This is a genomic window from Kerstersia sp., from assembly GCF_052103615.1.
In the GTDB taxonomy this organism is placed as follows: Bacteria; Pseudomonadota; Gammaproteobacteria; order Burkholderiales; family Burkholderiaceae_B; genus Kerstersia.
The window spans coordinates 17,206-28,372 of sequence record NZ_JBQEKA010000042.1 but is presented as its reverse complement, the minus strand read 5'-3'; the positions used below and the strand labels follow the sequence as shown (position 1 = coordinate 28,372).

The 11,167-nt window shown below is 60.1% G+C and carries 8 protein-coding genes; 4 read left to right on the top strand and 4 right to left on the bottom strand.

Translation table 11 applies throughout. The features are described 5' to 3' along the window. A partial coding sequence (locus tag ACTJGZ_RS10275) for an ion channel (RefSeq protein WP_441662828.1) occupies positions 1-816 on the bottom strand: 816 nt, incomplete at its 3' end. 331 nt (positions 817-1,147) lie between these two features. Between ACTJGZ_RS10275 and ACTJGZ_RS10270 the strand changes: the two genes are divergently transcribed. Beyond that, the gene (locus ACTJGZ_RS10270) at positions 1,148-1,900 is read left to right on the top strand and encodes a phosphatase PAP2 family protein (protein ID WP_441662827.1); all 753 of its coding nucleotides are present in this window, start codon (positions 1,148-1,150) and stop codon (positions 1,898-1,900) included. Between the two features lie 28 nt (positions 1,901-1,928). Here ACTJGZ_RS10270 and clcA read toward each other — a convergent pair whose 3' ends face one another. Further along, complete coding sequence (gene clcA / locus ACTJGZ_RS10265; RefSeq protein WP_441662826.1) at positions 1,929-3,269, bottom strand: H(+)/Cl(-) exchange transporter ClcA; 1,341 nt, start codon at positions 3,267-3,269, stop codon at positions 1,929-1,931. Positions 3,270-3,825: 556 nt separating this feature from the next. Between clcA and ACTJGZ_RS10260 the strand changes: the two genes are divergently transcribed. Then, positions 3,826-4,329: a macro domain-containing protein gene (locus ACTJGZ_RS10260; RefSeq protein WP_441662825.1), complete on the top strand. Its 504-nt coding sequence runs from the start codon at positions 3,826-3,828 to the stop codon at positions 4,327-4,329. Positions 4,330-4,456: 127 nt separating this feature from the next. Here the strand turns inward: ACTJGZ_RS10260 and ACTJGZ_RS10255 are convergent, their stop codons facing one another. Both ACTJGZ_RS10255 and ACTJGZ_RS10250 read right to left on the bottom strand, forming a co-directional pair. Further along, on the bottom strand, positions 4,457-6,358 hold the full coding sequence (locus ACTJGZ_RS10255) for a LeoA/HP0731 family dynamin-like GTPase (protein WP_441662824.1): 1,902 nt from the start codon (positions 6,356-6,358) through the stop codon (positions 4,457-4,459). A gap of 17 nt (positions 6,359-6,375) precedes the next feature. Continuing rightward, the gene (locus ACTJGZ_RS10250) at positions 6,376-8,583 is read right to left on the bottom strand and encodes a hypothetical protein (RefSeq protein ID WP_441662823.1); all 2,208 of its coding nucleotides are present in this window, start codon (positions 8,581-8,583) and stop codon (positions 6,376-6,378) included. A 126-nt stretch (positions 8,584-8,709) separates the two neighbouring features. On the opposite strand from ACTJGZ_RS10250, the gene ACTJGZ_RS10245 reads away from it, so the two are divergent. Together ACTJGZ_RS10245 and ACTJGZ_RS10240 are read left to right on the top strand one after the other, a co-directional pair. Next, the gene (locus ACTJGZ_RS10245) at positions 8,710-9,567 is read left to right on the top strand and encodes a hypothetical protein (protein WP_441662822.1); all 858 of its coding nucleotides are present in this window, start codon (positions 8,710-8,712) and stop codon (positions 9,565-9,567) included. A gap of 567 nt (positions 9,568-10,134) precedes the next feature. Further along, on the top strand, positions 10,135-11,167 hold a 1,033-nt coding region (locus tag ACTJGZ_RS10240), incomplete at its 3' end, for an Ig-like domain-containing protein (protein ID WP_441662821.1).

Below are 11,167 nucleotides of genomic sequence, written 5' to 3'. Positions count from 1 at the left end.
GGCGGCGGGGGCGCCCCCTTTGGCGGGTACGGCAGGCGCCGCGGGTGCCATGGGGGCGGCAGCGCGCAAGGCGGCCGCCTGGGCCGCCTGGGCCGCATGCTGATAGGCGGCTTGCTTGTCCACCAGCTGTTTCTTTTTCTGCCTGTCGTTCAGGTTGTGAATGACGGAAGTGATGTAGGCCGTAAAGATGGGAAAGGTCGTCATGCCGACCACCGCCAGCGTGGCGGTGCAGATTTTGCCTATGGTCGTGGCCGGAATAATGTTGGAACCTACGGTGGTGACCGTCATCGACGCCCACCACAGCGCGTCCGGATAGGACTTGACCAGCGGATTGACGCCGGATTCGAAGACATAAAAGATCAGGGTCTCGAAATAGGTAATGGAAAAGAAAATCGCCAGATAGGTGATGAACAGGCCGGAAATCCGGTTGCTGACGATCATTTGCACCAGAATAACCAAGGCCGCCCCGCCGCGAATAATGGGCAGGAAGCGGATCAGGTAAAGCACTTCACTGGAGAAATTCAGTGAAAAGCGGGTAAAGAGATAAAAATACGGTACTGACAAAATAATCAGGATGAAATTCCTGAAGAAGAAACGCCAGCGATCAGGCGAAATCAGCAAGAGCAGGAAAAAATCCACCAGGAAATAGAGACAGACGCCGAGCTGAATTTTGGTGTAGATGGTATTGCCGGAAAAGGCGGCATTGGAAAAGGCTTCAAACGAAATGCTGACAATCAGAACGAGCGACGCCACGACGCCCAATAGATTGAGCATGCGGGCCGTGATGTATTGCCAACGGGATGCAGTATTGTTCATTCGGCTCAACAGAGAGCTGCCATGGCTGGCGGTTTGGGTAGGAAAAGCTGGTATGACCGCAGACTAGCAAAATAACGGATATTCGTGCCTGTCGCCAGTCCGGTTTGTATCCGGCAGCGAGGCAGGAGGGGCGGCAGGGGTGGCAGGGGTGGCAGGGGTGGATGGGCCGCCGCGCCCGGCAGGCTAGCCAGGCAGGCCTGCGCAAGGGACAATGGAGGATTGAACTCGCTAGACGCAAAGGCAGTGGCAATGATAGGCAGGCATGACCGGATTAGGGTCTGCCCCGCAAGGGGGCAGGGGAACATTCAGCGCGGCCCGGAATCCATCACTCATGATTGAATACGCAACCTGGGCGGCGGCCCATCCTTATTATTGGCTTTTGATCCTGCCGGCAGGCGTCGCGGTATTGGCCGCAGTATGCTGGCGCTGCCTGGCTGGTTTGCAGGCCGGTTGGCGCCGTGCGGCCCTGTACGGTGTGTTTGCGCTGGTGATGATAGCGCTGTTCGGCCTGCTGGCGGCTTCCGTGACGCAGTCAGGCGGCATGGTGGAGTTCGATGCCTCGCTGGCGCAGGCCTTGAGCCTGCAAATGCCGGGCACGCTGCTGGCTGGCCTGGCCTGGTTTACCTTCCTGGGCGACCGCTATTTTTTATTGCTGCTGTCCGTGCTCATGCTGACGCTGCTGGCATGGCGCAAGCGCTGGGGGCTGGTGACTGCTGCGGTACTGGCTACCGCCGGCGGCGGGGCATTGAACTGGGTGCTGAAGCACGCGTTCCAGCGTACCCGCCCCGAACATGATCACGGTTATATCGAAGCAACAGGGTTCAGCTTCCCCAGCGGGCACGCATCGGCCTCATTACTGGTCTATGGCTTTGGCTGCTATTTGCTGCTGCGCCTGCTGCCGGCGCGCTGGCATATGGCATGCGTGGCGCTGGCGGCAGGGCTGGTGGCGGCCATCGGCGCCAGCCGTGTTTTGCTGCAGGTGCATTTCCTCAGCGATGTGCTGGCGGGGTTTGCCGTGAGCGCAGTCTGGCTGGCCATCTGCGTCTTTGTGGCAGAGCGCTGCCTGCCTGCCAGCCGCCGCTAAGGCGGTCTGGCAGGCAGTTTCGTTCCGGTTAGCGCGCGGCGGCTGACGGGCCGCTGCTGTCTTCCGTGCTGGCTGGCGGTGTTTGGCCTGCCAGGCGCAGCGTGCGTGCCAGCAGCACCTCATAGATGGGTTGCCCGCCCAGGCCCGCAGCGACCAGATGGGCGGTCACGGCGGTCAGCAGCGACGGAATGGCCAGGGCATAGGTGCCCGTGAGCTCCAGAACCAGGACGATACCGACCAGCGGCGAACGCACGGTGCTGGAAAATAGCCCGGCCATGCCTGCTGCTGCGAAGGCGACCATGGCGCCAGGAGGCAAAGTGATTACCAGCGCGAGCAGGCTGGCAAAAAGGACACTGGTGGTTGTGGCGAGCGCCAGAATCGGGGCGAAAATGCCGGCAGGCGCGCCAGTGGAGTAGCTGGCGGCCGTCATGAAAAAGCGCAGCAGCACGACCAGGCCCAGCAGGCCAATGGGCAGGGGGTTGTTGGCCAGGGTCACCGCCAGCGATTCCCCGCCGCCAGTCGCTTCGGGAAAGAGAACCAGCATGGGGCCGATGATCAGGCCCAGCAGCGCCGGAATGAGGTAGGGCGATGTTTTCAGGCCAAGCTGACGGGAAATCTCCAGCCCGGCGATGATGACGCGGTTGAAAGCGACGCCCAGCACGCCCAGCACCAGGCCCAGCGCGATGAAGGCGGGCAGAAAGTAGGTGGGCATGCGCTCCGCGCTCATGGACATATACGGAACCGCGCCGGTCAGCGCGGTGGTAGTCAAGGCGCTGAAGCCACAGGCAATAATGACCGCGCCATAGGTACGCACGCGGTAAGGAAAGGCGTCCCTGGCTTCTTCGATGATGAAGGCAATGGATGCCAGCGGGGCATTGAAGGCGGCGGTCAGGCCGGCCGCGCCGCCAGCGCCCCAGAGGGCGCGGGCTTCCTCGGCGGCCAGGGTAAAACGCGAACTGATGGCCTTGGCGATGGAAGCGCCCATATGAATGGTCGGGCCTTCACGGCCGCCGACCAGGCCCGAGCCCAGTGCCAGGGTGCCGCCGATGAACTTGACCGGCAGGACGCGCTGCCAGCGGATCTCGCGCAGTCCTTGCATGGCGCCTTCGATTTCCTGCACGCCAGAGCCGCTGGCTTCCGGGGCGTAACGCCGTACCAGGGCGACGGCGGCACAGAACATAAGCGCTGAAAACAGCGCCATGACAACATACAGCGCCGGGCCGGAGAGCTGCAAAGTTTCCGGCAAATGGCGGCTCCAGGCCAGTGCGCGTTCGACGAGGCCATGAAAGGCGCTGCCCAGCGCTCCGGTCAGGGTACCGATGATGGCGGCAAGAAAATAGTAAGTCCGGTCGCTGATCTGGCGCGGCATGTCTCTGGCAATAAGGTTCGGTTCATAGGCCAGCCATGCCGGTGAGCCCGGTGCGGCCGGTCGGAAAACAGAGGAATGGGTTTCGCTATTCTACGAGGGTTTGCCGATAGGCTGCCGGCAAGGCATTTTTTTTACCGTTATTTTGTGAACGATTGCAAAAATGACGTTTTACCCGTGAAGAGAATGGGATGTCTGGCGCTGGCCGGAAAACCCGCCATGCGGGCAGTTATTTAATTGCACAGGACTTGCGCTGTATCAAAGGCAGCCGGCAATACGGGGGTCCGGCGTTCCTATAATGGAATTGAATATTGAATTCGGTCAGCAGCTTGATGCAGCGGGCAGATAAGGCGGCAGGGATGGATGAGAGGAATTGAATGGCTCATGCATCTGTAATGACTTGGCAAGATAAATGCCATTTCATTGCCATGACAGATACTGTCTGTTGCCTGCTTGCAGGGCAGCATGGATATTTCAGGGAAAGCCTCGCGCTTTTCTTCATTCGGGTGGCGTCATGCCGGCATAGACCGGGGTGGCCGCCTTTAACGGGAGAACGAAATTGATTAAAGAAGTCACTGGCGATATTTTGCTGACCAAGGCTGATTTGCTGGCTCATGGCATTGCTGCCAATGATCCCTTCGATAGCGGTCTTGCCTTGGCTTTGCGCGAGCGCTGGCCCTCGCTGGTGCGTGATTACCGGCATGACACGCGTTCCAAGGCGATTGAGCCGGGTGAAGTCTGGGTCTGGGCCGGGGTGGACGAGAATGGCGGCATGCGCCGTATCGTCAATCTGGTGACGCAGAACAGCGTGGGTGACGGCCCGACGGCCAAGCCGGGCAAAGCATCGCTGGAAAATGTGCGGCACGTGCTGCAGAACCTGGTGCGCCTGGTACAGAAGGAAGGCATTACCAGCCTGGCCTTGCCGCGCCTGGCAACGGGCGTGGGCGGCCTGGAGTGGGACGCCGTCAAGCCTTTGGTGGAACAGTACCTGGGCGAATTGTCCATCCCCGTGGTGGTCTATACCGTGTATCAGAAGGGCCAACAGGCTGACGAAGGGCTGTAAACAGCGGCGTTTGTCCTGAGCAAAACGGGAACCTGGCGGTGCCCGTTTTGCCTTGTTGCGCTTTGGTATTTTGGTCTGTCGGCCGCGCTGGTACTCGGCACTCGGCACTCGACGATCGGCATCGGCTTCATGAGAACCAGCGTTGCCAGAATTTTTTCTTTGGCGGCTTGCTGTCCGTTGGCCGGGATGGCGCGGGCGGCGGGTTGGCGGTTGGTTTGCCTGCTGGCGGTTGGCTTATGGGTGAAGGCTCTGCGGCGGGTAGTGCAGCAGGTAGTGCGGCGGGCAGGGCGGCCATGGCGGCGTCAGGCCTGGGATGAGGACTGCCCGGGGGCAAGGTGTGCTGCGCATGCTGGATGGCTTCACCCTGTTCACGCCAGGCTTCGAAGCGTGTCAGGCGCTGCCGCAGCGCGTCCAGCTCTTCGGAAATGTCGAGCAATTGCGCTTCCAGCGGCGCAAGGCTGGGGAAAAAGCGTGTTTCAAAGCTTGGGCTTTCGATATCGGCGGCCAGCTGACGGCTTTCTTCGGTGAGCTGCGTGCACAGTTTTTCGACGGCTGCCTGGAACATACGTTTGCGCTGCTCCTGTTGCCAGGTATCCCAGACTTCCAATGCCAGCCCCAGGATGGAGAGCATGCCGTTGATGCCTTTGGCCAGGTTGACAGCGCCGAAGGATTTGAAGACCAGGTATTTGCCTATGTCCATGCCCATGGTTTTGGCAATGGTGTTCAGGCCATCGCGGGCGGCCAGAATGTGCTGAGTATTAATGAGGTTGCTGCTGGCCAGATAGTGCAGGCCGTGCTTGCCCAGGGTGGCCGCGGTATGGTTGAAGTGCGCGATACCGGCTTCCAGGCTGATCTGTATGCGGTTCAGGTCTTCCGTGATGCTGCTGACTTCCTCGACAAAATATTCCTTGATGCGCTGGCGTACCAGCGCCGCCTCGGAGCCGATTTCGCGGTGATAGAAATCCGCAAAGGTGTCGGGGTCCGTGCCCTTGGCCTGCAGAATCAGTTCTTCGATATAGCGGACAATCTTGCCACTGAGCCGGACGCGCGCCTGGGCGATTTTGTGTTGCACCTGATGGATTTCCGCCAGTTGCGCCAGGCGCATGGCATCGAGCTGGCGGCTTTCGGCCAGCAGCTCGGCCGCATTTTGCCGCGCCTGGGGCAATTGGTGCGCCAGCAGCTCCGCAATGATGCTGTGGCGCATGGCGGTGGCCAGGGCCAGCGGGCCGCCGTGATCGGCAATGCGTTGCTGGGTGGCTGTTTGCAGGGCATCAATATGGGACAGGCGCCGGAACGATTCCAGATGTTCCAGCCAATGCGCCGTTCCCAGACCGAAAGGATTGGCGGAGACGGCGGTAATGCTCAGGCTGGCGCGTTCCTGTTCCGTTAATTGCAGGATGGCGTCCAGGCGGGCGCTGACACTGTGTTGTTTGATCGCCAGCTTTTCCTGGTAATCGGCTTCATCTTCGATATCGGCGACTTCGTCAAAGCGCCCCAGGACAAAGACGGTGCGCGGCAGCAGGTTCAGCGTGCGGAACAGCCATTGCAGTTCTTCCGCATGGCTCTGCTTGACGGGATTGGCGGCGTTCATGACATACAGCACCAGATGGGCCGCGCTGGCATATTGCCGTGTGATGTCGCGGTATTTTTCCAGTGTATGGGTGTCAGGGTTGAACTGTTCTTTGAAACCGAACAGGCCGGGTGTATCGACCAGTTCCAGTTGTTCGCCGATGTCATAGTGTTGTATGGCGTTGGAGGATTCACTCTGGCTGATAGACATGGTGCGCGTATCCAGGCGCTCCAGCCAGGCCGCCGCCAGGGCGGTCTTGCCTTCGGAAAATCCGCCGATCAGGACGATGCGCAGCTTCTCCTGGCTCAGGTCTTGCTGGGCCTGGGCCAGCTTTCGGGCCAGGGCAGCGGGCAGGGGAACGCCCAGCATCTGGCCTTGTTCGAGAAACGTGGCGAGTTCATCGAGCAGGCTCAGCGCCTGCTGTTTTTGTTCGAGGAAAGTACGCAGTGTCTGGCTCATGAGGCTTTCCAAAAAAATCAGGGCAGCCGGGCGCGCAATCCGGCCAGGCCGTCGCTGGCCTGTTGCATGGCATCCTGCATCAGGCGCACCGTTTGCACGGGCAGGTTCAGGTTTTGATGGACAGGTTCGGCAAGTTGCCTGAGCCCGGCATTGAAGGTTTCAAGCTGCTGATCCAGGCTGGTTTTGAGCGTGTCGAACATGTGGCTGATGTTGTCGTCCGCGGCCTGGCGCTGCTGTGCCTGTTTATGGCGGCTGCTGAGCAAACCGCGCACCGAGTTGTAGAGGCTGAGCGCCAGGGTGGCCGCGCCGATGGCGGCCAGAATCCAGCCTGCCGGGTTCCAGATCAGTAACGCCGCGCCGCCCAGGGTGGACGCGACGTTGACGGCCTGGAAGTTGCGGCGCAAGCGGAATTTCAGTTCGATGGGCGGTAATGTCAGCTGGAATGCCGGCAGCAGGGCGTGGGCCAGCACCTGTTCGGTTTGTGCGGTTGCGCGCTGGGCCAGCTGTTCCAGCTGTGTCTGGAAAGTCTCCAGAATGGGGGCGGCTGCCGCGGTTAACGCCGCCGTCAGCTCGGGAGCGCTGCTTTCGGTATGGCGCTGCAGGCATTGCTTGAACGCGTCATGGCTGATATCGCGGTCGATATCGGCATGAATGTGCTGGCGCAGGCTCGCACGCGCCTGGGATAGCGCCTCGCTGCTGGCAGCGCGCAGGGCCTGTTCGGTGCTGTGGCAAATGGCTTCCAGCTCGCGCCGGTCCCTTGCTGCCTGCTGGGACAGTTGTCTGGCTGCCTGCGCGAGTTGCCGGCTGATTTGCTGCAACAGTTGCTGGCCGCGCAGCAGCGCCGCGCTGACTTTATGCAGGTTGGCCAGGCGGATTTTGTCGCGGTAGCCCTGGCACAGCTCTTGCCTCAGGAAATCGCAGAATGCGCGCACATTGCTTTTTTCCAGCAGCAGTTCCGGGGGCATGGCAGCGAGGAATTTGGCGCGGGCGCGGTGCAGCGAGGTGCCGGGCAACAGGCAATCGGCGACAGCATAGAAAGCAGGAAGCGCGCTGAGACTGATGGTGTTGCGGTAGCTGCTGCCCAATTGTTCCCGCAAGCGGGCTTCCAGTTCCAGCAGGCCTCGGGCTTCATCCGCGTCCAGCAAGGTTGCGCCTTGCATGGCTTGCGGATTGGTAATGCGCTTATTGAAAACCGACCAGACCTCAGCCTGGTCGGCGAGCTGATGGCGGATTTTTTCCAGTGTGCCAGGGGCGCCTGCTTCGCCCTGGCCAGGCGGCGCGGCCTTGGGCGTAATGTAGAACACAGCATGCGCCTGGCGGATGGCCGCTTGAATGGTCGCCAGGACATCCTCCTCCTGGCCCTCGATGCCGGGCACATCAATCAGGGCGAATTTCTGCCCCTCATATTCAAATTCATAACGTTTGGCCGTCCGGGTGAAGTCCGCCAGACCGGTGCCGATAATGGCGCCGTCCTGGTGCGCGGCCAGTTCGGCATGGCGGGCCAAGGCATGATGCTGTTGCTGCATGGCATCGGCCAGGCGCGTATCGAGCGCGGCGATGTCATCTGCCGTCCGGGCTTGCTCATGCGCCTGTGTGGCGCGCAATGCCTCTTGCCGCTGCTCGGCGAGCGTCAGCAGAGGCTCTTCGGGCAGCGGACGGAACCAGCGCAGGATTTTTTGCCATCCCTTCAGCGCGGCCAGATCTGCATGCACTTGAATACGCAGGCTGGCGGCCTCCTGCCGGGCGTCTTCCTGCAACTGGCGGTGTTGCGCCAGTTGTTCCGCCTGCCGCGCGCGGGCCTGCTCAAGCTCGTTGGCCAGGTCTTGGGTCGTCTGCGCCAGCAGGTTCAGGGCGGCGGGGTCGAGTTCGGTATCCTGGGCGAGCAGGGCATAGCGCGCCCGTTCCTGCTGCTTGCCCGGTTCACCCAGCAAAATACGCAGGGTTTCAATGATGGTGGATTTGCCGGCATTCGTTTCCCCATAGAGCGCAATGGTGAAGACTTCCCATTCGGCTGCGTCTTCCAGGCGGCTCAGGTCCTGGTCAAGCTGCGCCTGGTACGCGCCGAGTTGCGCCAGCGCAATATCACGGGCTTGCGCCTGGTCGGCAGGCAGTGCCGCGATAGCGGGTGTGGCGCCGATCTCAGCGGTCAGCGCGGCCAGGCGTTGCCGGAGTTCGGCATACAGCGCGGAGGCGGGCGGCATTGCATCGGCGGACGAGAATGGCATGGCTCACCTGTCAAAGCGGGATAGCTTCCGATTGTAGGGCAAGCGCTCAGGGTAGAATCCTCTTACCCGGGGCGCTGGGGCGTCTCTGGAAGCTGCAAAGTCCAGGCGGGATAGTCTGGCCGCGGCATGATTGGCGCCCATCGTAACAATACGCCCGGGATCGAGGATGACATGAAGGCGATGCAAGCAAAATTCAAGACCCGGCTGGTGTTGGGCATGGCAATGTCAGGGGGGCTGGGCCTGGCCCATGCGGACGGTGCTCCCGCCCCGAACTTTGATAATGCGGCCCAGCCCGCCTGGGCTTTGCAAGTCACGCCGTATCTTTGGGCGGCGCGGCTGGATGGGTCTGTGTCACCTTTCAAACGCAGCCCGACCATCAAGGTGGACAAACCCTTTTCGGATATTTTTGAAGACCTGAATTTCGGCGGCTTCATTGACGTCTGGGGGCGGCGCGGTAACTATATTGTGGCGGCGGATCTGGCTTATACCGATATTACCGATAGCCGCACGACCGGGCCTTTGCCGGTGCTCGATGGGGTACAGGCCCTGGATGGTTCGGCCGATACGCGCCAATTGACCTTTACGCTGAAAGGCGGCTACCGCGTTCACGAGGGGGAACGGGAAGTGCTGGAGCTCTTGGCGGGCCTGCGCTACTGGCATATTTCCAACGATGTGAACCTCAGTTATGGCAATGTCAGCCGTTCCTACGGTGAAAGCTTTTCCTGGGTAGATCCGGTGGTGGGCGGCCGGTTCCGCTATCGCTGGAATGATCGCTGGCAGGTGCAGTTGCAGGCCGATGTCGGCGGTTTCGGCGCTGGGGCGCGGTTTACCTGGAATATTCTGAGCGCTGTCAGCTACAACCTTTCTGAGCGTTTTTCCGCGTCGGTGGGCTACAAAATGCTGGGGGTGGATTACCGCTCTGGCGGCCATGTGTTCGACACGATCATGCGCGGCCCGGTGGTCGGACTGACTTACCGCTTTTAAGACCAGAAACAGGCTTCGCACTGACACCTTAGGCATTGCGGTTGTTGCGTCATGGCAGCCGCTTTGGGCGGCGGCATCTCAAACAGGCATCCTATCAGGATGCCTGTTTTCGTTTGTTTGCATTTTAATTATTTCCTGGCGTGTCAGCCGTGCAGGCGGAAAATTGAAAGATTATTCGGTCATTCTTGATTAGTCTTCCAATTTTCCGCCTTTTGTCCTTGGATTGCTGCCAGATTTATCAGTACCTATTCCTTTGTAGTGCGGGATGAGGGATTTGCCTTATCTTTAACTATTCACACTTTTTTGAATATCAAAAAACAGCAATTTTATTGTTGCTAGAATTTTTCCTGGAATGGCTTGCCTTGCATGAAAAGCCCCTGTTGTCCGTATGGAAACCGTGCTTTTGAAGCGGTTTTCATGTGTTGAGGGGAAGAGGCCAGCGCAGTGCGCATGCGGTTTTCGGGCCGCTCTTGCTTTTTTCTAGTTGAACCTTCGCTGCTCGCCTCTTGTGACAGGCCCGGCAGGTTCTGCGCCAGGTAAAAATTTATTCAATTAAAGGTGATGAGTATGCCGACTGTTGCAGATGAAATCGGGAGTTTCCCTGGCAGCAATATATCGCTGGTCGAGCCCAGCATCGTCAAATTACCTATTTCACCGGAATTGGTCACTGCGTACGAGCGGGCTGGCAATAATCTGGTATTGAAACTCGAAAATGGGAAAAATGTCTCCATTCTCGATTTTTTCAAAGTTGCAGAAGACGGCACACGCAGCGAATTGGTATTGGAAGCGGCGGATGGGACGCAGTACTGGGGGCAGTACGAGCAGCCCTGGACTGATTTTTCGTTTACCCAAATCGAAGAGACCGAACGCAACGCATTGGCCGAAGCCGAAGCGCAAGCTGCCGCACGTGGTGAGAGCGCTGCCCCCATGGAATTGACCGGCGGGGCGGCTGAACACGATTTCAATTGGCTGGTGGGCGCTTTTGCGGTGCTGGCTGGTGCCGGGATTGTTATTTTCCGCGATAGCTTGGGTTCATCGGGCGGCTCGGGTGAGCCTTCCGATCATGAAGCGCCGAATGCGCCGACGGATGTTGGTTTTGCCGCGGATGGCAAAACGCTGGTGGGCAAGGGCGAGCCTGGCGCCACCGTCGTGGTCAAAGACCAGGATGGCAAGCCGGTGCTGGATGCCGACGGGAATCCTGTGACGGGCAAAGTGGATGACGATGGCAACTTTACGGTCGTCATTGAACCCGCGCCGGGAGCCGGAACCGAATTTGATGTCACGCTGACGGATGATGCCGGCAACGAATCAGAGCCGACCAAGGTCGTGGCACCAGGCGAGCCAGGCAACCCCGACACCGACGCCCCGGACGCGCCGACGGACGTCGCCTTTGATGCCGACGGCAAGACGCTGACGGGCAAGGGCGAAACCGGCGCGACCGTGATCCTGAAGGACAAGAACGGTAACCCGATTCTGGACGCGAACGGCCAGCCGGTGACGGGCCAGGTGGGTGCCAACGGTGAGTTCGCCGTGGTGATCGACCCCGCCCCGGCAGCAGGCACGGAGATTCAAGTCAGCTTGCAAGATGCGGCGGGCAATG

What these genes read in the sequence shown, in the direction of transcription:
- ACTJGZ_RS10270 (WP_441662827.1), top strand. Translation starts at nt 1,148, where the DNA reads ATGATTGAATACGCAACCTGGGCGGCGGCCCATCCTTATTATTGGCTT.
- clcA (WP_441662826.1), bottom strand. Translation starts at nt 3,269, where the DNA reads ATGCCGCGCCAGATCAGCGACCGGACTTACTATTTTCTTGCCGCCATC.
- ACTJGZ_RS10255 (WP_441662824.1), bottom strand. Translation starts at nt 6,358, where the DNA reads ATGAGCCAGACACTGCGTACTTTCCTCGAACAAAAACAGCAGGCGCTG.
- ACTJGZ_RS10250 (WP_441662823.1), bottom strand. Translation starts at nt 8,583, where the DNA reads ATGCCATTCTCGTCCGCCGATGCAATGCCGCCCGCCTCCGCGCTGTAT.
- ACTJGZ_RS10245 (WP_441662822.1), top strand. Translation starts at nt 8,710, where the DNA reads ATGATTGGCGCCCATCGTAACAATACGCCCGGGATCGAGGATGACATG.